The 17,539-nt window shown below is 60.4% G+C and carries 27 protein-coding genes; 25 read left to right on the top strand and 2 right to left on the bottom strand.

Annotated features, from left to right (window positions below; translation table 11 throughout):
• Positions 1-20 precede the first annotated feature (20 nt).
• The 21 genes from HWE04_RS14285 to HWE04_RS14185 all read left to right on the top strand — a co-directional run bounded on the left by HWE04_RS14285 (position 21) and on the right by HWE04_RS14185 (position 15,246).
• The gene (locus HWE04_RS14285; protein WP_241812790.1) at positions 21-395 is read left to right on the top strand and encodes a hypothetical protein; all 375 of its coding nucleotides are present in this window, start codon (positions 21-23) and stop codon (positions 393-395) included.
• Positions 392-922, top strand: a complete 531-nt coding sequence (locus tag HWE04_RS14280) for a glycoside hydrolase family 24 protein (protein WP_241812789.1) — start codon at positions 392-394, stop codon at positions 920-922. The genes HWE04_RS14285 and HWE04_RS14280 overlap by 4 nt, the downstream gene beginning before the upstream one ends.
• Positions 919-1,488, top strand: a complete 570-nt coding sequence (locus HWE04_RS14275) for a lysis system i-spanin subunit Rz (protein ID WP_241812788.1) — start codon at positions 919-921, stop codon at positions 1,486-1,488. The genes HWE04_RS14280 and HWE04_RS14275 overlap by 4 nt, the downstream gene beginning before the upstream one ends.
• Positions 1,442-1,927, top strand: a complete 486-nt coding sequence (locus HWE04_RS14270; protein ID WP_241812787.1) for a phage tail protein — start codon at positions 1,442-1,444, stop codon at positions 1,925-1,927. Before HWE04_RS14275 ends, HWE04_RS14270 begins: the two co-directional genes overlap by 47 nt.
• Positions 1,924-2,388 carry a phage virion morphogenesis protein gene (locus HWE04_RS14265; RefSeq protein ID WP_241812786.1) on the top strand — a complete coding sequence of 155 codons (465 nt, stop codon included), beginning with the start codon at positions 1,924-1,926 and terminating at the stop codon, positions 2,386-2,388. The genes HWE04_RS14270 and HWE04_RS14265 overlap by 4 nt, the downstream gene beginning before the upstream one ends.
• 76 nt (positions 2,389-2,464) lie before the next feature.
• On the top strand, positions 2,465-2,713 hold the full coding sequence (locus tag HWE04_RS14260; RefSeq protein ID WP_241812785.1) for a hypothetical protein: 249 nt from the start codon (positions 2,465-2,467) through the stop codon (positions 2,711-2,713).
• Positions 2,714-2,862: 149 nt separating this feature from the next.
• Complete coding sequence (locus HWE04_RS14255) at positions 2,863-3,507, top strand: phage baseplate assembly protein V (RefSeq protein WP_241812784.1); 645 nt, start codon at positions 2,863-2,865, stop codon at positions 3,505-3,507.
• Entirely contained in the window at positions 3,504-3,848 is a 345-nt protein-coding gene (locus HWE04_RS14250; protein ID WP_241812783.1) for a GPW/gp25 family protein, read from the top strand. Before HWE04_RS14255 ends, HWE04_RS14250 begins: the two co-directional genes overlap by 4 nt.
• Positions 3,845-4,768 carry a baseplate assembly protein gene (locus HWE04_RS14245; protein ID WP_241812782.1) on the top strand — a complete coding sequence of 308 codons (924 nt, stop codon included), beginning with the start codon at positions 3,845-3,847 and terminating at the stop codon, positions 4,766-4,768. The genes HWE04_RS14250 and HWE04_RS14245 overlap by 4 nt, the downstream gene beginning before the upstream one ends.
• A complete protein-coding gene (locus HWE04_RS14240; protein ID WP_241812781.1) occupies positions 4,761-5,390 on the top strand; it encodes a phage tail protein I in 630 nt (209 codons plus the stop codon). Before HWE04_RS14245 ends, HWE04_RS14240 begins: the two co-directional genes overlap by 8 nt.
• Before the next feature lie 7 nt (positions 5,391-5,397).
• The gene (locus tag HWE04_RS14235; RefSeq protein ID WP_241812780.1) at positions 5,398-7,128 is read left to right on the top strand and encodes a phage tail protein; all 1,731 of its coding nucleotides are present in this window, start codon (positions 5,398-5,400) and stop codon (positions 7,126-7,128) included.
• Positions 7,129-7,133: 5 nt separating this feature from the next.
• Positions 7,134-7,664 (top strand): phage tail protein, encoded by a 531-nt coding sequence (locus tag HWE04_RS14230; protein WP_241812779.1) that lies wholly within the window; start codon positions 7,134-7,136, stop codon positions 7,662-7,664.
• 5 nt (positions 7,665-7,669) lie between these two features.
• Positions 7,670-8,293: a hypothetical protein gene (locus HWE04_RS14225; RefSeq protein ID WP_241812778.1), complete on the top strand. Its 624-nt coding sequence runs from the start codon at positions 7,670-7,672 to the stop codon at positions 8,291-8,293.
• A gap of 2 nt (positions 8,294-8,295) precedes the next feature.
• Positions 8,296-8,571, top strand: a complete 276-nt coding sequence (locus tag HWE04_RS14220; RefSeq protein WP_241812777.1) for a phage tail protein — start codon at positions 8,296-8,298, stop codon at positions 8,569-8,571.
• A 24-nt stretch (positions 8,572-8,595) separates the two neighbouring features.
• Positions 8,596-9,771: a phage tail sheath protein gene (locus HWE04_RS14215; protein ID WP_241812776.1), complete on the top strand. Its 1,176-nt coding sequence runs from the start codon at positions 8,596-8,598 to the stop codon at positions 9,769-9,771.
• Between the two features lie 57 nt (positions 9,772-9,828).
• The gene (locus HWE04_RS14210; protein WP_241812775.1) at positions 9,829-10,338 is read left to right on the top strand and encodes a phage major tail tube protein; all 510 of its coding nucleotides are present in this window, start codon (positions 9,829-9,831) and stop codon (positions 10,336-10,338) included.
• A 52-nt stretch (positions 10,339-10,390) separates the two neighbouring features.
• Positions 10,391-10,714 carry a phage tail assembly protein gene (locus HWE04_RS14205; RefSeq protein ID WP_112076924.1) on the top strand — a complete coding sequence of 108 codons (324 nt, stop codon included), beginning with the start codon at positions 10,391-10,393 and terminating at the stop codon, positions 10,712-10,714.
• A gap of 8 nt (positions 10,715-10,722) precedes the next feature.
• The gene (locus HWE04_RS14200; RefSeq protein WP_006464173.1) at positions 10,723-10,836 is read left to right on the top strand and encodes a GpE family phage tail protein; all 114 of its coding nucleotides are present in this window, start codon (positions 10,723-10,725) and stop codon (positions 10,834-10,836) included.
• Positions 10,837-13,461: a phage tail tape measure protein gene (locus tag HWE04_RS14195; RefSeq protein WP_241812774.1), complete on the top strand. Its 2,625-nt coding sequence runs from the start codon at positions 10,837-10,839 to the stop codon at positions 13,459-13,461. It abuts the gene before it with no gap.
• A 10-nt stretch (positions 13,462-13,471) separates the two neighbouring features.
• Positions 13,472-14,020: a phage tail protein gene (locus HWE04_RS14190; protein ID WP_241812773.1), complete on the top strand. Its 549-nt coding sequence runs from the start codon at positions 13,472-13,474 to the stop codon at positions 14,018-14,020.
• On the top strand, positions 14,017-15,246 hold the full coding sequence (locus HWE04_RS14185; RefSeq protein WP_241812772.1) for a contractile injection system protein, VgrG/Pvc8 family: 1,230 nt from the start codon (positions 14,017-14,019) through the stop codon (positions 15,244-15,246). Before HWE04_RS14190 ends, HWE04_RS14185 begins: the two co-directional genes overlap by 4 nt.
• Positions 15,247-15,277: 31 nt before the next feature.
• Here HWE04_RS14185 and HWE04_RS14180 read toward each other — a convergent pair whose 3' ends face one another.
• Together HWE04_RS14180 and HWE04_RS14175 are read right to left on the bottom strand one after the other, a co-directional pair.
• Positions 15,278-15,946: a hypothetical protein gene (locus tag HWE04_RS14180; RefSeq protein WP_241812771.1), complete on the bottom strand. Its 669-nt coding sequence runs from the start codon at positions 15,944-15,946 to the stop codon at positions 15,278-15,280.
• A gap of 120 nt (positions 15,947-16,066) precedes the next feature.
• Positions 16,067-16,507, bottom strand: coding sequence for a helix-turn-helix domain-containing protein (locus HWE04_RS14175; RefSeq protein ID WP_241812770.1), 441 nt, complete (start codon positions 16,505-16,507; stop codon positions 16,067-16,069).
• A gap of 124 nt (positions 16,508-16,631) precedes the next feature.
• Here HWE04_RS14175 and HWE04_RS14170 point away from each other — a divergent pair, with 124 nt between their 5' ends.
• Genes HWE04_RS14170 through HWE04_RS14155 form a run of 4 tightly spaced genes read left to right on the top strand, consistent with a single transcriptional unit; the run spans position 16,632 to position 17,486 of the window.
• Positions 16,632-16,784, top strand: a complete 153-nt coding sequence (locus HWE04_RS14170) for a hypothetical protein (RefSeq protein ID WP_241812769.1) — start codon at positions 16,632-16,634, stop codon at positions 16,782-16,784.
• A gap of 18 nt (positions 16,785-16,802) precedes the next feature.
• Complete coding sequence (locus HWE04_RS14165) at positions 16,803-17,000, top strand: hypothetical protein (RefSeq protein ID WP_241812768.1); 198 nt, start codon at positions 16,803-16,805, stop codon at positions 16,998-17,000.
• A gap of 37 nt (positions 17,001-17,037) precedes the next feature.
• On the top strand, positions 17,038-17,235 hold the full coding sequence (locus tag HWE04_RS14160) for a hypothetical protein (RefSeq protein ID WP_241812767.1): 198 nt from the start codon (positions 17,038-17,040) through the stop codon (positions 17,233-17,235).
• On the top strand, positions 17,226-17,486 hold the full coding sequence (locus HWE04_RS14155; protein ID WP_274620128.1) for an ogr/Delta-like zinc finger family protein: 261 nt from the start codon (positions 17,226-17,228) through the stop codon (positions 17,484-17,486). Before HWE04_RS14160 ends, HWE04_RS14155 begins: the two co-directional genes overlap by 10 nt.
• The last annotated feature ends 53 nt before the right edge of the window (positions 17,487-17,539 follow it).

Here is a 17,539-nt window from a genome sequence, read left to right as displayed (position 1 = left end):
TGACAAGGGGAAACCAAGTTATGGCAGCAGAATCCGCCGGTGGCATCGCTGCCATCCTGAAAATCTATGGCATCAAGGCCGTGCTCGGCATGGTCGGTGCCGCGCTGCTGTATATCGTCCTGCCGCCGCGCAACGTCGATGGCTCCTTCAACGAAAAGGAATTCGTGGTGCGCCTGGCGTGCGCGGGCGCCTTCTCCATCATGTTCGGCGACCTGGCGTTTTCGGTGCTGCTGCAGCATGTGCCGACGATTGCCGCCGTGCTGGGACCGAAGCCTGTCGATTTGATGGTAGGCGCGCCAGCCTGGTGGATTACGCGGGCCGTGGCGCTGTGGTTTCAGCGGCGCCAGGGCAAGGACATTGCCGAGCTGGCGCGTGACGTGAAGGAAACGCTGTGAACGCTATCGACAACCGCCGCGCCTTCCTGGGCATGCTGCGCTTCTCTGAAGGCACCTCCAATTCGCCGACCACGCGCGACCGCGGCTATGACCAGATCGTCGGCCGCACCCGGTTTACCAGCTACGCCGACCACCCGCGCGTGCGCGTCTGGATTCCTCGCATCAAGAATTGGTCCACGGCAGCGGGCGCGTATCAGCTGCTGATGCGCTACTACGATATCTACCGCAAGCAGCTCGGGCTGACCGGGTTCGGGCCGGAGGTGCAAGACGCCATCGCCCTGCAGCAGATCAAGGAATGCCGGGCGTTATCTGATATCGACGCCGGCCGCCTGGCGGACGCCATCGCCAAGTGCAAGAACATTTGGGCATCCTTGCCGGGTGCCGGCTATGGCCAGTTCGAGCATCGCTATGTGGATCTCGAAAAGGCATTCACGCGGGAAGGCGGCGAAGCCATCGTGCTGCCGACCCTGAAAACCAGCGAGGAACTGCACTTGGCCTTCCTGGATGCCGGCGGGATGTTGGCATGACGCTGCCCGACACCTGGCGCACCCGGTTGCGTGCCGGGCTCGGTATCGGCTTGCTGGCGGTGGCCTTTACATCTGCCTGGGCCATCCAAGGATGGCGCAAGGACGCCGACATTGACCACTTGAAGGCTGGCATTGCCGTGGCCAATCAGGCAGCGGCGGACGCCAGGGCCGAACGTACGCAACAGGTGCTGAAGGCCGAGCGAAATGCGCGCGACGCCATCCAGGCCATTACCGACAAGCTCACCAATGAGAGGGATGCAGCCCGTCATGAGAAAGACACTTACATTGCTGGCGTGCGCAGCGGCGCTATCCGGCTGTCAGTCCCCGTCATCGCTGCAGTGCCCGCCGGGGCCAGTTGCGCAGATACCAGCACTGCCGGCGGCGCTGGCCAGGAAGCGCGAGCCGAACTTACGCCAGCGGCAGCAGAGTTTCTTGACGACATCGCCCGCGAAGGTGATGACGCCATCCGACAAAGCAATGCCCTGATCGACGCCTACAACGCCTTGCGCGAGAAATTGAATGTACAAGCCCAAGAACCTGCGGGATTACCTGCGCAAGGCCATTAAGGATCTGGCGCAAAATCCAGACAAGCTGCACATATTCATTGACGAGGGCGGCTCGCGGGCGACCGGCACGACCGGACTCTCCTTCGAGTATGACTATGTGCTGAACCTGATCTTGACCGATATCGGGCTGGACCTCGATTTGGTGTTTGTGCCGCTGCTGGCCTGGATGCGGGTTCATCAGCGTGAAGCCTTCGCCAATCCGGAAAACGCCAAGAAAGCCATCCGCTTCGAAGTGGACATGAACAGCGCCGATTCTCTCGATCTGTCGATCAAGTTGGCGCTCACCGAGCGCACCATTGTCAAACGGCAAGATGGTGGCCGGTTAGAAATTATCCACGCCGGCGAGCCTCATCTCACCCCGCCATTCGCTGATGACTTCTGGCAGCTCTACCAGGGCGACAGCCTGCTGGCCGAATGGCAGGTGCCGACACTGCCATGAGCGATGATCTGCAACGCCTGGAGGAATGGGCCGGTGCCCTCATCGGCAAGGTGCAGCCGGCGCAACGGCGTCAGCTTGTGCGCCAGGTCGCCAACGATTTGCGAAGGGAGCATGCCAGGCAGATTGCCCAGCAGGTTGCGCCTGACGGCACACCCTATCCGGCGCGCAAGAATCGCAAGGAACTGCGCGGCAAGTCTGGTCGGATCAAGCGGCAGAAGGCAGCCATGTTCAACAAGCTGCGTACGAATGCTTACCTGCAGATCCAGACGGATGCCAGCCAGGCATCGGTCGGCTTCTTCGGCAAGGTGGCGCGCATCGCACGCGTGCATCACGAGGGCCTGCAAGACAAGGTGGCACCGCGTGGGCCGAGCTATCAATACCCTGCCAGAGCACTGCTGGGCTTCTCGGAAAACGACATTGCTGAGCTTCGTCGGAGCCTTTTGGACCATCTCACAAAATGACATACCGTTGCGATACACTGCTGAGCAGATTAATTACTGAATGGCTTTGCGGTCTTCTCAGGTGGTGGGGCGGAAAATGGAACAGAAGAAAAGGTTCGTGAATCAAATCGTTGAGCTGCAGCAAATAAATAAGGTATGCGAAGAGATGCTCAATTCGGCCTTAGCGCTGGATATGGGAGTTCCGGCCGAGCGCCAGCAATGCCGCGAAAATATGAAAGCACTGCGGGCAGTGCTCGGCGAGATGAGAATGATGAGCCTTCAGGTAGAAATGTTCATCGCTGAATATTCGGACCTCACCGCTGCCTCTAACGACAGCACTAAATAATCACAGGCACAGTGGAAACCGCACATTGGCGGTCTTCGATTTATGCCAGCCCAGACCAAGAGCAGGCCAATTGCTTTTGATAGTCGATAAGTCGGATATCAACCCGCCGGAAAGTGCCTTCTCACGCGCGATCCGGCAACATGGGTTGCATGACGCCCGACCTTTCCGAACTCGTTCGCACCATCCCGAATTTGATCCGTACCGGCAAGATTGCCGAGATCAATACGGACAAAGTGCGCGTGCGCTTATCTCCCTCGCTGCTCACAACCTGGCTGCAATGGATCGCGCTGCGTGCTGGTGATGTCATCGATTGGTGCCCGCCGTCCATCGGCGAGCAGGTCATCGTCTTCTCGCCCAATGGCGACCTGACCCAAGGCAAAGTCCTGGCCGGCCTGTTCTCGGCCGAATCTCCCGCCCCGCAAACCTCTCTCAAAATTCGCTCCATCCACTACCCCGACGGCGCCGTGGTGCTCTACGATTTCGGCAAGCACTCGCTGTCGGCCATCCTGCCGGCTGGCAGCTCGGCCCTGGTGAAGGCAGATGCGGTGACCGCTGACGCGCTGCAGACCACCTGCACAGGTGACGTGACCATCAAGGGCAATCTCTTGGTGGAGGGCTTCAGTGCCCTGAACAACGGGGCCAAGGTCCTGGGCGGTGACAGTGGCGCGGCAGTGGTCATTGAGGGCGACGTGACGGCCACCGGCGACATCAAGGCCGGGGACATCAGCCTGCGCAATCACCCGCACGGCGAGGTCAAACGCGGCGATGAAAAATCCGGAGTGCCGCTGCCATGATCGCCATGAATGCCTCCACCGGTCGCAGCATGTCGCTGCTGGACCACATCCGCCAGTCCGTGCGCGACATCCTCATGACCCCGCTGGGGACTCGCATCTACCGCCGTGCCTACGGGTCGGAAATCCCCGAGCTGATCGACCAGCCTCTGAATGGGGTGACTGTCCTGCGCATCTACGCCGCCGTCGCTTACCGCCTGGCGCTGTGGGAACCCCGTATCGCGTTGTCGTCGGTGAACCTCAACCGGGACGCCAGCGGCGCAGTCTCTGTGGTGCTGCAGGGCGTGACCAATGGCACCGCTGTCGAATTCTCCGTGCAGGTCCGTGAAGGGGCAACGCAATGAGCTCGCCTATCGACCTGTCGCTGCTGCCGGCACCGCAAGTGCTGGAAACGCTGGACTTCGAAACCATCCTGGCCAGCCGCAAGGCGGCCGTACTGGCGCTGCTGCCGGAAGACGAGCGCGAGGCCGCTGCCAATGTGCTGTCCCTGGAGTCTGAGCCGGCTACCAAGCTGCTGCAGGAGAACGCCTATCAAGAGCTGTTGCTGCGCAATCGCGTCAACGATGCTGCCAAGGCAGTCATGTTGTCGTTTGCTATCGGCTCAGACCTCGACCAGATCGGCGCCAATACCAACGTCAAGCGCCTGGTATTGGTCGAGGCCGATCCGGACGCCTCGCCACCGGTGGTGGAAGTATTGGAAGGCGACGATGCGTACCGCCTGCGCATTCAGGAAGCGCCTGACGCGCTCTCGACGGCCGGCCCGCGCAATGCCTATGAATTCCATGCGCGCAGCGCTGACGGCCGCGTGCTGGACGCGCGCGCCGTCAGTCCTGCCCCCTGTGAAGTCGTGGTGGCGGTCCTGGCGAACTCGGATGACTGGCAGGCGCCGGCCGATCTGTTGCAAACCGTCGATGCCGCACTGTCGGCCGAGGATGTCCGGCCGCTGGGCGATCTGGTCTCGGTGGTACAGGGCCAGGTCACGGACTACGAACTGGAAGCCGTGGTGTACGTCGAAAAAGGCCCCGAGGCCCCCATCGCCCTCAATGCCGCTCGGGCGAACGCTGCCGCCATGTCCAAACCACTGCGCCCGCTTGGGTTTAGTGTCTACCGCAATGCTTACGTGGCCGCGCTGAAGGTCGAGGGCGTGCGCAATGTCTTCGTGAAATCGCCAGCGGCCGACATTCTGTGTGGACGCACGCAGGCCGCGCGCTGCACTGGCATCAAGATCACCGCCGAGGTGCTGGAAGATGTGGACGATGTATAACCCGGTCCCTACCTTACCGCCGAACACCACGACCCTGGAGCGGGCTCTTGCGCGGGCCTGCGCCGCCCTGGCCGACACGCCAGTGCCCCTTCGTCTGCTGTGGAATCCCGAACGCTGCCCGGTGGATCTGCTGCCCTTCCTGGCCTGGTCCTTTTCGGTGGATCGCTGGGACGATACCTGGCCAGAGTCTGTCAAGCGCGGCACGATCAAGGCCGCACGCTACATCCATCAGCACAAGGGCACCATCGCGGCCGTGCGCGGCGTGGTCGAATCCTTGGGCTACATCATCAAGATCAATGAATGGTGGCAGACCGAACCGCACGGTCCGCGCGGCACCTTTGCTCTTGAGGTCGGCGTACTGGACTCAGGCATTACCGATGAAATGTTCCTGGAAATGGAGCGCCTCATTGATGACGCCAAGCCGCTTTCCCGGCATCTCATCGGCCTGTCACTGCATCTGGAAGTCCGGGGTAGCGCCGCGATTGCCGTCGCTGCATTCCTGGGCGATGAAACCACCGTCTATCCGTATTCGCCTGGCCCCATCGAGATACCCCTTGCGCGCGGCTTCTACGCCTGCGCGCACATCATCGACACGATGACTGTCACCGCACGCATTAACTGAGGAAGAAATGGCACAGAATTTCTATTGCATCCTGACCGCCGTGGGCGAAGCCAAGGACGCTAACGCCAAGGCCCTGGGCATCCCCCTGCGATTCACGCATATGGCCGTGGGGGATGGCGCGGGCGTGGTTCCTACGCCTGACCGAACTCGCACGAAGCTTATCGGCCAGCAGTACAAGGCCTTGTTGAATCAACTCTCCCGCGATCCTGTCAACACCAATCAGGTGATCGCTGAACTCGTCATTCCCGAGAAGGAAGGCGGGTGGTGGATGCGCGAGCTTGGCCTGTATGACGAAGATGGTGACCTGATCGCCTACGGCAACTGCCCGCCGACCTACAAGCCGCAACTCGCCGAAGGGTCCGGCCGCACTCAGGTTGTACGTATGGTCATCATCATGACCAGCGCGGGCAATGTCGAGCTGAAAATCGATCCCAGCGTAGTGCTGGCCACGCGAAGCTATCTCGAAAGCTATGCGGCGCAGAAGGCGCATACGCACAGTCCCGCTGACGTTATCCCCGGTGGCCTGGTCGGTCAGGTCCTGCGCAAGAAGACGAACACCAACGGCGATGTGGAATGGGTGGACCTGACCGCCGGCGTAAAAATCAACGTCAACACGGTGGAGGAGTCGCAGATCCTGGCGGCCGGCCAGACAGTGGTCGACGTGACGAAGGTCACCACCAATGGCATGGTGGCCCATATCGGCGGCGCACGCCTCGACAAGGATGTTGATTTCACCATCAACACCATCGGCCGCTTTACGCTGGCGAAGGCGTGGCCGAAGGGGACACGCATCACCATTTCGCAAAACGAAACGGCAGGCACCGTCGTTAATCCCCTGGATGCAAGTAAGAACCTGCAGGATGTTGCCGACCCCTCGACTGCCCGCAAGAACATCGGCGCAGCGGCCGCCCTGACGGGCGTTCCCCTCAAGTGGCCGACGCTGGATTGCCCAGCTTGGGCGCTGGTACGAGACGGAAGTGCATACCCGCGTGCGACTTATCCCAGCCTCTTCAACATCTTGGCACCGGTTAGAAACGGGACCATCACGCAGAATGCAGGCGGCGCTATCGTTAGCGGTCTTTCCCGCACCTCTGATCTTTGGGTAGGGATGCCCTACGAACACGACACGGTGCCCGTGGGAACGACCGTCAAGAGCATCGATTCCGCCAATCAAGTCACCTTGTCTGCTAACGCATCCGCGACTACAGCGAACGCTGCGGGCCGCTTCTTCCTTCACGGCTATGGCAATGGAGGCGGAGCTACAACCTTCGGCCTCATGGATGACCGTGGCCTGTTTGAACGTGCGACAGATGGTAGCCGTGGCTATGACCAGTCCGTGTTTTCCATGACGCTCACTGCCGGGTCCAAAGCTGTCACAGGTCTTGGCACTACCAAAGGCCTCTACATCGGACAGAGCCTTGCAGCGCCTGGCGTTCCGGCTGGGGCCACTGTCGAATCAATCACCTCTGCAACTAGTATCACCCTGTCATTAGCTGCTACGGCCGGGGGTGCCGTCAATGCAACATTCACGGGCCGTCAGGTTGGCTCGGAAGAAGGCCAATCGGTGGAGTCACACAACCATACCAACGGCGCGGCTTACTGGATATTTGGTGGAGGTGGTGCCGTTTATGACTACGCATCGGGCGGCAACGTGAGCCGTGCATCACCGTTGCTTGCCTATGGCGGTGCTGAGACTCGCCCGAAGAACCGCGCCTATCTCCCCATCATCGTCTATTGAGTGCCATGAAAATCTTTCACTACAACCATGAGACCGGCGAGCTGCTGTCCAGCGACATCGCCCGCGAAGATCCGCAATTGCCTGGGGAATTCCGCCTCCCGGCCTTCGCCACCATCGACCCGCCACCGGGCTTTATCAATCCGGCTTGTGCACTGGCTTATCTGGATGGCGCCGGCACCGTGCCCGCAGATTACCGCGCCGGTGCGTGGCGTGAGGTCCTTGACTACCGTGGCCTCTACTGGCGGACCGACACGGGCCAGCAAGAGCAATTCACCCGCCTGGGCATGACTCCCCAAGAGGCCGGATTGACTGACCAAGAGCCGCCGAAGTTCGGCAAGTGGAATGGGCATGCCTGGGAGGTAGATCAATCTGCCGCGAAGGCGGCCCACAACGCCGCGATCGCCATGCAAATCGTAGCCATCGAGCAACAGGAACAGCCCGCAGCACAACGCGCATTCGCCCTCAATGGGGATGCGTCTGCGCTGCGGGTCATCCAAGAAAAAATTGACGCGCTCCAAGCGCAGATCCAGGAATAACGCACATGAGCCAATTGGCAGACAGCATCATCACCGGTCCCCTGGTTTTCCAAACCGTTCCGACCGAGAAGGCAGCCGCGCTGATCTATGTTCCCGGCCTGGGGTGGATGGAGTGGGTAGAAGTCAGCGGTGCGGGCGCGTTCCAGGGCTATCGCACCCTGCGGTGCGGCGCGCTGGAGTTCGGCACCACGACCGCGCCACGCTCCTATGAGGCCGATCTTGTTGGGGGCCTTGGGTCCAAGACCAGCCAGGCGTCCATATGGGCATGGGCGCAGCAGAACGGCCATGCCGTGTCAGCTGCCGCCTGGTCCACAAAGGTCTTCAAGTTTGCCGATGTGGACGCAAACACCTTCCGCTTCCCGGACCTGCGCGACGTGTTCGCGCGCTTCGCTGGCACGGACGCCGATTCCGGTCAGGCCGTGGCCTTGGGTTCCTACAAGGCAGACACCCTCAAATCTCACGCTCACGGAATGGGCGGCAATGGTGCCTGGGTTGATCGCAGCGGCTCTTTCATCGTGAATGCCGGCGGCTCTAGCGTGAATATGGATAGAGCAGCACTGACCAACTCCACCGGATCGGCCGAAACTGCCCCGAAACATACTGCCTTCATGCCTCGCATCCATATCTGACCATGACACCCGTTACCTGTTACCAGACCGACGACAGCGGCATTTTTCTTCATGCCCTGATCGCGTACCCCTTCCCGATGGAAGAGCGTCTCAATGTGCCCTTCCAAGCAGTGCAGATCGCATTGCCGGAAATCCCGGACGGCCAGCGTGCCCGCTGGGTCTCGCCACTCAAGCCGGTGCAGCCGAATTACGACACGGTGGGCGAATGGATCATCGAAGAGATTCCGTCGCCTGAACCGGCCGAAGAGTCGCCCAGCGAATCCCCGGCGCAAGCCTAATCCGAACCACTAGGAGTTATCACTATGGCAGCTGACTACCATCATGGCGTGCGCGTCATCGAAATCAACGAAGGCACGCGCCCCATCCGCACCGTCTCAACCGCCGTTATCGGCGTGATCGTCACGGCCGACGATGCCGATGCGAATGCCTTTCCGCTGGATACCGCAGTTCTGATTACCAATGTCGTCGCGGCACAGGCCAAGGCCGGCAAGCGCGGCACCATGCGGCGCGTGCTGGAAGCCATCGCTGCACAGGCCAAACCGCTGGTGGTGCTGGTGCGCGTGGCTGAGGGCGACGACGAAGCCGAGCAAACCAGCCTGGTTATCGGCGGTGTCTCGGCCGACGGACGCTACACCGGCGCCAAGGCCCTCTTGGCGGCACAAGCCAAGCTCGGTATCAAGCCGCGCATCCTGGGCGCACCGGGCCTGGACACGAAGGCGGTAACCAATGCACTGGCCTCTCTGGCACAGACCCTGCGCGCCTTCGTATACGCATCGTGCTGGAACTGCGCCACGGTAGTGGCCGCCACCGCCTACCGCGCCGAGTTCGGCCAGCGTGAAGTCATGTTGATCTGGCCGGAATTCGTATCCTGGGACACCACCTCGAATGCGGATGTCAGTATCTCGGCCGTGGCCTACGCGCTGGGCCTGCGCGCCAAGATCGACGAACAGACCGGATGGCACAAGACGCTGTCCAATGTGGTGGTGAACGGTCCGACCGGCATCAGCCGTGATGTGTTCTGGGATCTGCAAGACCCGGCGACGGACGCCGGGGTGCTCAACGCCAAGGAAGTCACCACCCTCATCAACATGAGCGGCTATCGCTTCTGGGGCTCGCGCACCTGCGAAATCCAGGGCGGTTACTTCCCCTTCGAGAACTACACCCGCACCGCGCAGGTGCTGGCCGACACCATTGCCGAGGCACACATGGTCTATGTCGACCTGCCGATGACGCCTTCCCTCGTCAAGGATCTGGTGGCCAGCATCAATGCCAAGTTCCGGTCCCTGAAGGCCAGCGGTTACATCATCGACGGTGAAGCCTGGTTCGATGAGCAGTTCAACGACAAGGACACCTTGAAGGCCGGCAAGCTCACTATCGACTATGGCTACACCCCGGTGCCCCCGGTGGAAAACCTGCTGTTCCAGCAGCGCATCACCGACCAATACCTGGCCGACTTCGCTGCGCGCGTCGCGGCCTAATGGATGGGTGGCCGGTACGCCCGGCCACCTCCCGCCCCAAATTCATAGGAGCAAGATATGGGCATGCCCCACAAACTGAAGGATTTCAATCTGTTCGAGAACGGCATCAGCTTTGCCGGCATGGCCACGGAGGTGACCTTGCCGAAGCTGTCGCGCAAGATGGAGGAATACCGCGCGGGCGGCATGTCCGGTCCCGTTTCGGTGGACCTGGGCCAAGAAGCCATCCAGCTGGAGTGGACCGCCGGGGGCATGGTCAAAGAAGTACTGAAGCAATACGCGGCCAAGTCCCACGGCGCCGTGCAACTGCGCTTCGCTGGCGCCTACCAGAACGACGATGACGGTTCCGTGCAGGCAGTGGAAATCACCGTGCGTGGCCGCTACAAAGAAGTGGATATGGGCAATGCCAAGGTGGGCGACGACACCTCGCACAAATTCAGCATGCCCCTGAGCGCCTACAAGCTCACCATCGACAACGAAGTGATGTTCGATTTCGACTTCATGAACGGTATCGAAATCGTCGGCGGTGAAGATCGCCGCGCCGACATCCGCAAGGCCATCGGCCTGTAATGGACAGGCGGCATTCCGCCGCCTGCCTTTCCCTATCTGACAAGGAAACACCATGACCACCACCACCGCGCCCGCTACCAAGATCGAAACCGTCGTCATCGAGCTGGACGAGCCGCTGACGCGCGGCAATACCCAAATCAGCGAATTGACCCTGCGCCGCCCGAAGTCCGGCGCCCTGCGCGGGGTCAGCCTGATGGATCTCATGAACATGAACGTGAGCGCGCTGCAGGTGGTACTGCCGCGCATCAGCGAACCTGCCCTGACGCAGTTCGATGTCGCTGCCATGGACCCGGCCGACCTGATCAAGTGCGGCATGGAGGTCTCTGTTTTTTTGGCACCGAAGGCGGACCGCGCCTTGGTCTCCCAATCGAAGTAGAAGACGCTATGGCGGACATCGCGACGGTGTTTCATTGGCCACCGGCCGCGATGGACGACTTGGAGCTGGCAGACCTCATGAAGTGGCGCGAGCGCGCGCGAGTAAGAAGCGGGGCAGAGTAAATGGCAAATGAACTGAAAATGCAGGTGGTGTTCTCCATGATGGAGAAAATCACCGTCCCGCTGAAGAAGATCGCCGGCGGCGCCCGTGACACTGGCAAGGCACTGAAGGACGCCAGCGACCGCCTGCGCGAGCTGAACAAGCAGCAGAGCGACCTCAACGGCCTGCGCGACCTGCATCAGGGCATGCGCAAGACGACTGCCGAATTGGCCAACGCGCAGCTGCGTGTCGCCGAACTGGCGGCCAGGATGAAGGCCACTGAGAACCCGACCCGCGCCATGACGCGCGAATTCAATGCAGCGGTGCGCAGCGTCAAGTCTCTGCAGGAAGCAAGCGAGCGGCAAGGCACGCAGTATCGAGCGCTGCGCGAGCGCCTGGCCGATGCCGGCATTGGCTCGCGCCAGCTCGCCACCGCACAGACCTGGCTCAAGAACAGCATCGCCGCCACCAATGCCGAATTGGCTGACCAGCAAAAGAAGCTGGCCGCCAGCAATCGTCAGCAGCAGGTCATGGCCAACGCCCGCCAGCGCGCCGACAAGCTACGCAGCACGGCCGGCGGCTTGGCAGCGGCCGGCGTCGGTGCCACGGCCAGTGGCGCCGCCATGGGCGCGCCAATGCTGGCCGGCCTGAAAGAGGCCAAGCACTACGAGACCGAGAACGGCCGCGTGCGGGCGCTCGGCCTGGGACCGGCGGCGACTGCCGAGGCGATCAAGTTCGCGCGCGACATGAAAACCTACGGCACCAGCCAGCTCGACAACCTGCAGTTGCTGCGCGATGGCATCACGGCCTTTGGCGACACGCACCACGCCGAAATGGTCGCCCCCATGATGGCCAAGATGAAATTCGGCAATCACGCCTTCTACGGGGAAGCCGAGGGCGCGGAGAATGAGCGCAAGTTCATGGACATGCTCAAGGTCATCGAAATGCGCAACGGCACCAAGGACATCGGCACCTTCTCCAAGCAGGCCAACATGGTGCAGCAGGTGCTGACCGCCACCGGTGGCCGGGTCGGCCCCGGCGAGTGGTTGAACCTCATCAAGACAGGCGGCATCGCGGCCAAGGGCATCAAGGATGAAGCCTTTTATTACCAGCTCGAATCCCTAGTGCAGGAAATGGGCGGTAATCGGGTCGGCACCTCGATGATGAGCGCTTACCAGAACCTCTATCAGGGTCGCACCACCAAGCGTTCCATTGCCATGCTGTCGGACCTGGGCCTGATCGGCGACCAATCCAAGGTCAAGCATGACAAGGCCGGCCAGGTCTCGTTCCTGAATCCCGGCGCCATCAAGGGCGCGGATCTGTTCCGCGAGAACCAATTCGAATGGATGGAGAAAGTGCTCTTGCCGCAGTTGGCCAGCAAGGGCATCACCGATGAGAAAGGCATCCTTGACGCCATCGGCGGCATCTTCTCGAACCGCACGGCGGCGCAGCTCTTCTCCACCATGTACCAGCAGCGCACGCAGATCCACAAGAACGAGAAACTGAACCGGGGCGCCGCCAATATCGACGAGCTCGACAAGCTCGGGCGCGACACGGCCAGCGGCAAGGAACTGGAAACCCTGGCCAAGGTAGCGGATTTGAAATTGGAGCTGGGCACCAAGATTTTGCCGCTCTACGCCTCTGGCCTGCAGATGGCTACTAATGCCGTCCAGGCGCTGACCGGCTTCATGGAGCGTAATCCCGCCACGGCCAAGGCCATGATCGTGGGCTTCTCGGCTATCGCGGCCATCATGGTGGTGATGGGGCCGCTGATGCTGGCTCTGGCGTCCGTCATCGGCCCGTATGCCATGTTGCACGTCCTGTTCGCCAAGATCGGGCTGCAGGGGAATTTGCTCATGCCGATTCTGCGCGGCGTTGGCACGGTCTTCATGTGGCTGGGGCGGATCTTCCTGATGAACCCGATTGGCCTGGCGGTGACCGCCATCGCTGCCGCTGCCTATCTGCTGTACCGAAATTGGGAACCCATCGCCGGCTTTTTCGGCAATCTGTGGCAGCAGGTGCGCGGTGCCTTTGCCGGTGGCCTGGCAGGCATTGGAGCCCTGATCTTGAATTGGTCACCGGCAGGCCTGTTCTATCAGGCCTTCGCGGGGGTTCTGAGCTGGTTCGGCATCGAGCTTCCGGCCAAATTTACCGAGTTCGGCGCCATGATTCTGCGCGGTCTGGTCAACGGCATCACCAGCGGCATTGGCGCCGTGAAGGATGCGGTGCTGGGTGCCGGTGCCAGTGTCATTGGTTGGTTCAAGGAAAAACTCGACATCCATAGCCCGAGCCGGGTCTTTGCGGAGCTGGGCGACTACACCATGCAGGGCTTGGCCGTGGGCCTGAATCGTGGCCAGGACGGGCCGCTGTCTACCGTAAACAGTCTTGCCGGCAAGCTCGCCAGTGCCGGTGCGGCGGTGGCAATTGGCGCGGGCAGCATGCCGGCGATGGCCTTTGACAGCCGACCGCCGATCAGCGCTGCAGCCGGGCAGCCGGTCGTCTACCAGGGTGACACCGTGCAAATCATCATCCAGCCGGCGCCCGGCATGGATGAACAAGCCATCGCCCGCGCGGTGGCCGCCGAGCTAGACCGTCGCGACCGCATGAAGGCGTCGCGGCAGCGCTCGAACCTTGCAGATTGGGATTAAGGAAACCATCATGATGATCTTGGGAATGTTCGTCTTCAGCCTGCCCACGCTGGCCTATCAAGAGCTGCAGCGGCAGACGCAATGGAAGTTCGCCAGCAATTCGCGGATGGGCCGGCGTGATGCCCTGCAATTCACCGGTAAGGGGGATGACGCCATCACTTTGTCGGGCTGGATCGCGCCGGAGCTGACCGGTAGTGCCTTCTCGCTGGACGCGCTGCGCCTGATGGCCGATACCGGCAAGAGCTGGTTCCTAATCCAAGGTACGGGGCGCATCTATGGTTCTTATGTGATCGAGAGCATGGACGAAGGACGCACTGTGCTGGACGGCTATGGTGACGCCAAGCGTATCGAATTCACCATCAAGTTGAAGCGCACTGACGATAGTGTGCTGTCGTCGCTTGGCCTGGGCGATATCTCCGATCTGCGCAACATGGTGGACATCGACGGCGTCACGAACAGCATCGCCGATAAGGCGCGCGACGTGGTCGGGAGTGCCATCGATGGCGTTAAGTCCACGGTCGGCGGCATCGTCGGTAAGTTCGGAGGGACTGGCCAATGACCACCACCGCGCCAGCCTTCCGCATTGTCATCGAGGACAAGGACATCAGCCGCCCTGTGTCCGACAGGCTCATGAGCATCACCTTGCGCGAATGCCGGGGTGATGAAGCCGATCAACTGGACATCGAGCTGGACGACGCCGACGGCAAGCTGAAGATACCGCCCAAGGGTGCCAAGCTGAACTTTGCACTTGGCTGGCTCGGTTCGCCGCTGGTGGACAAGGGCGCGTTCGTGGTCTCGGAGGTGGAGCACAGCGGTGCGCCGGATCGGCTCACCATCCGCGCCAGGTCGGCCAGCATGATTGATGCGTTTCGCCAGCAGCGCGACCGCAGCTTCCATGAGACCACGCTCGGCGCCGTGGTGGATGCCATCGCTGCGGGCAATGGCCTGGCGTCCGGTATCTCAGCCGGCCTGCGCGGCATTGCCATCAAGCACCTGGACCAGACCCATGAAAGCGATTCCGCACTGCTGCGCCGCTTGGGCAAGAAATATGATGCAGTGGCCACGGTGAAAAATGATACGTTGTTGTTCATGCCGATCAACGAGAGTCGCACGGCCAGTGGCAAGCCGCTGCCCGTGGTGAAGGTGGTGCGTGCGCTGGGCGACCAGCACCGATATCACAGCTCGGAATCCGACGCGTATAGCGGCGTGCGCGCATTTTGGATGGATGAGAAATACGGGCGACGCCGCAGTGTCGTCGCGGGCCAGGCTGGCAACAGCAAGCGCCTGCGTACCACCTTTGCGAATGAGGCCGACGCTCGCACTGCGGCTGTCGCAGAGTGGCAGCGCATTGAGCGTGGGCTTGCAATCTTCGAAATGCAGCTGGCACTAGGGGATGCCAGCATCATGCCGCAGTCGCCCGTCGTGGTGTCCGGTTTCAAGGCAGACATCGATGCCACGGAATGGCTATCGAAGACCGTTACCCATTCCATTACTGGAAGCGGCTTTACGACGCGTATCGAGTTCGAGACTAAAACCGAATCGGCCGACACTGAGCGCGAGCTCGATCATGATCCTGAGGAAGGTATCACCGGCGTGAAAGCGGACTGGCACGACAAAGCAAAAAAGAAGAGCAACAAGGGCACTGAGTTGGCAGGTAAAGCCGACAATACAAAAACGCTCAAGCGAACTTACGCCACCAAGCAAAGTGCCAAACGCGCCGCAGCCCTGGAGTGGGCCAAGATCAGAGAGGTCCGCGAGATCATCGCGGAAAATAATCAGGATTGATCAGAAGCACTGACACATCCTTTGGTGCCAATTATTTGGCGCGCGACCACGCCACCGAGCGTCCGTCCGTCGTAGCTATGCACTCCTTCAAAGCGCCACCTGCCGTTTTGATGGTGCTGCCGGCGGAGTATGGTTTTCCTTCGTAAAGGCACTGGCCATCGGCGGAAATCGCTTCACCAGGGGCAGGCATCCGATAAAGCAACCAGCCGCAGGATGTGACCGAGGCGAGTAACAACGTAGCCAGTGCAAAATTAAGCCGCAGCGAGCGCTTGAACGATGCTTCCTTTTCTTTGCAGGCGGCGCACTCGGCCGGCGCATGAATAGGCGTAGTCTGCTGCGTCAAACCTTCTTGAGTAGGTGCCGCAGGCGAAACGGCTGGCTTTGCGACGCCTGCGGCGATCCATGCCTCTAGCGTCTTCTTCACCGTCATGTAGTGCTCGATAGGTAGCTCGCGGAAATATCGGATTCCAAAATCTGCGATAAAGATTTTGTAGATTTCAATCTCTTCGTCGCCGCATATTGCTGCCCACTCCTTCACCAGCATATTGATTCTCTTTCGCTGGTACTCCGTAATTCTCTGGACTTCCTTCTTGGCCTCGTTCAAGTTCAGATTGACCACATTATTAAATCTTGGTGCCTCGTGGACGTTGCCATCAATAACCTGCCCAATATCGCCCCGTGCTTCTATTCTTTCTGACATTGAAAACCTACTGATTACGCCATGCGCGTTACTCCCTATCACGCTTCACGGCTCACTGAAACAAGCGCAATTCCCAAGATTGCGCGCAAGCGGAACACGGCATCCCTGCGCCGATCTTCCTTACTTCTTCTTTACGATTTTGTTGCCCATAACGGGACCTTGAAGCGTCCCATAGATATCGCCGGTTATATGCTGACCAATACCGCCCCCAGCGGTAACTTGAGTGACATTCTTTCGGGCAGCGTCGGCCGGTGCCGCGCCTTCGATGACACCCAGCACGCGGGCTTTACCAATAATGTCCAGGTGCCTATATCCCTCAAGAATCTGTCTTTCGTCGGCAGTCAACGCGTCGGCAGCTTGGACGCCAAATATGACGTATGAAACGTCTACCCCGATTTTCGAGACAGCGGCCATAAAGCCGATATCAGGCAAAGTCTTTCCTTGCTCATAGGAAATTTGGGCTTGTTTTCTGACTCCCCCGACCGCTGCAAATGCCTCCTGCGAAAAGCCGAGTCGCTTTCGTTCGCTCTTGAGACGCTCCCCAAAGGGTGAAATTTCCATCTTAATTTTGTTGACTGGTACGATTTATCGGACTATATTTCCGTCATTGCTAAGTGACGTATACAAATATTAACCCATGAGCACTCACAACACTGCCCAAGCGGGTACAGCGGACTCTACGTCCGTGCCTATCACACTCCGGCTGACCACGGAGGAAATCGAGAAAGCTCAAGTTCTCGCCCGGCAAGATCATCGCACGCGCGCCGCATTCATCCGGGTGATGTTCCTGCGCGGCCTGGCTGCCTACGAAAAAGAACTCCAATCCGCAACCGTCTGACTGAGGGGAGACTCCGCCATGTATCCAGACCCAAAGCGCGTAAGACAGCATCGCCACATGCTCCGCCTTGACGATTACGAACAGGCACTTGTCGAGTCACTGGCCCACTACCAGGGCGAGCCCGTCGCCACCATCCTGCGCCAACTGGCGTTGCGCCAGGCCGCGGCAATTCTCGCATCTGATTCAGGCTCTAGCGTAGCGCGCGGCCCGTTCTGATCGAAGGCAGCAATAAGCAACTTTTGAGCAACCGAAAATGCCTTTCAACGAAACCATGCTCTCGGACGATGAACGCCAGATGATTGAGAATATCCGTCAGCGGGAAGGTCTGGAGTCTATCGATCAGGCATTGGAATGGCTCGTCAAAACAGCAGTACGAAACGGCGCGAGGCGCATCACCGGCAGAGGCCGGGCACTCTACGCTGTTGGGGGAAAGACCAAACCATGCGAGTAATCAGCCTGCCTTGCCCGCACTGCCAAAGCCCGGTGCGTGCAGCGAAGAGTCGCACCATGTCGTCGATGATGAAGGAAATCACCTATCAGTGCCAAAACGCCGAATGCGGCCATACTTTCGTGGCCACGCTTGAGGTTTCGCGCACCGTATCGATGTCAGCCATGCCGAACCCGGACGTGCGCATTCCTATCTCTTCGCGCGCATTTCTGGCTGCGAAGAACCAGATGACGTTAGACCTCGCGACCGCCTAAGCGGCCGCCCAACACCCGATAAATCAAAACCTGCCGTGCGCCGTTTGGCGCGC

Origin of the sequence: Herbaspirillum sp. C7C2 (assembly GCF_022627865.1) — a bacterium.
In the GTDB taxonomy this organism is placed as follows: Bacteria; Pseudomonadota; Gammaproteobacteria; order Burkholderiales; family Burkholderiaceae_D; genus Herbaspirillum; species Herbaspirillum frisingense.
Note: the sequence above shows the minus strand (reverse complement) of the source record. Positions and strands in the feature narration are given on the sequence as shown.

Coding starts and splice junctions, on each gene's coding strand:
- HWE04_RS14285 (WP_241812790.1), top strand. CDS start 21: ATGGCAGCAGAATCCGCCGGTGGCATCGCTGCCATCCTGAAAATCTAT.
- HWE04_RS14275 (WP_241812788.1), top strand. CDS start 919: ATGACGCTGCCCGACACCTGGCGCACCCGGTTGCGTGCCGGGCTCGGT.
- HWE04_RS14270 (WP_241812787.1), top strand. CDS start 1,442: ATGTACAAGCCCAAGAACCTGCGGGATTACCTGCGCAAGGCCATTAAG.
- HWE04_RS14265 (WP_241812786.1), top strand. CDS start 1,924: ATGAGCGATGATCTGCAACGCCTGGAGGAATGGGCCGGTGCCCTCATC.
- HWE04_RS14260 (WP_241812785.1), top strand. CDS start 2,465: ATGGAACAGAAGAAAAGGTTCGTGAATCAAATCGTTGAGCTGCAGCAA.
- HWE04_RS14255 (WP_241812784.1), top strand. CDS start 2,863: ATGACGCCCGACCTTTCCGAACTCGTTCGCACCATCCCGAATTTGATC.
- HWE04_RS14250 (WP_241812783.1), top strand. CDS start 3,504: ATGATCGCCATGAATGCCTCCACCGGTCGCAGCATGTCGCTGCTGGAC.
- HWE04_RS14245 (WP_241812782.1), top strand. CDS start 3,845: ATGAGCTCGCCTATCGACCTGTCGCTGCTGCCGGCACCGCAAGTGCTG.
- HWE04_RS14240 (WP_241812781.1), top strand. CDS start 4,761: ATGTATAACCCGGTCCCTACCTTACCGCCGAACACCACGACCCTGGAG.
- HWE04_RS14235 (WP_241812780.1), top strand. CDS start 5,398: ATGGCACAGAATTTCTATTGCATCCTGACCGCCGTGGGCGAAGCCAAG.
- HWE04_RS14230 (WP_241812779.1), top strand. CDS start 7,134: ATGAAAATCTTTCACTACAACCATGAGACCGGCGAGCTGCTGTCCAGC.
- HWE04_RS14225 (WP_241812778.1), top strand. CDS start 7,670: ATGAGCCAATTGGCAGACAGCATCATCACCGGTCCCCTGGTTTTCCAA.
- HWE04_RS14220 (WP_241812777.1), top strand. CDS start 8,296: ATGACACCCGTTACCTGTTACCAGACCGACGACAGCGGCATTTTTCTT.
- HWE04_RS14215 (WP_241812776.1), top strand. CDS start 8,596: ATGGCAGCTGACTACCATCATGGCGTGCGCGTCATCGAAATCAACGAA.
- HWE04_RS14210 (WP_241812775.1), top strand. CDS start 9,829: ATGGGCATGCCCCACAAACTGAAGGATTTCAATCTGTTCGAGAACGGC.
- HWE04_RS14205 (WP_112076924.1), top strand. CDS start 10,391: ATGACCACCACCACCGCGCCCGCTACCAAGATCGAAACCGTCGTCATC.
- HWE04_RS14200 (WP_006464173.1), top strand. CDS start 10,723: ATGGCGGACATCGCGACGGTGTTTCATTGGCCACCGGCCGCGATGGAC.
- HWE04_RS14195 (WP_241812774.1), top strand. CDS start 10,837: ATGGCAAATGAACTGAAAATGCAGGTGGTGTTCTCCATGATGGAGAAA.
- HWE04_RS14190 (WP_241812773.1), top strand. CDS start 13,472: ATGATGATCTTGGGAATGTTCGTCTTCAGCCTGCCCACGCTGGCCTAT.
- HWE04_RS14185 (WP_241812772.1), top strand. CDS start 14,017: ATGACCACCACCGCGCCAGCCTTCCGCATTGTCATCGAGGACAAGGAC.
- HWE04_RS14180 (WP_241812771.1), bottom strand. CDS start 15,946: ATGTCAGAAAGAATAGAAGCACGGGGCGATATTGGGCAGGTTATTGAT.
- HWE04_RS14175 (WP_241812770.1), bottom strand. CDS start 16,507: ATGGAAATTTCACCCTTTGGGGAGCGTCTCAAGAGCGAACGAAAGCGA.
- HWE04_RS14165 (WP_241812768.1), top strand. CDS start 16,803: ATGTATCCAGACCCAAAGCGCGTAAGACAGCATCGCCACATGCTCCGC.
- HWE04_RS14160 (WP_241812767.1), top strand. CDS start 17,038: ATGCCTTTCAACGAAACCATGCTCTCGGACGATGAACGCCAGATGATT.
- HWE04_RS14155 (WP_274620128.1), top strand. CDS start 17,226: ATGCGAGTAATCAGCCTGCCTTGCCCGCACTGCCAAAGCCCGGTGCGT.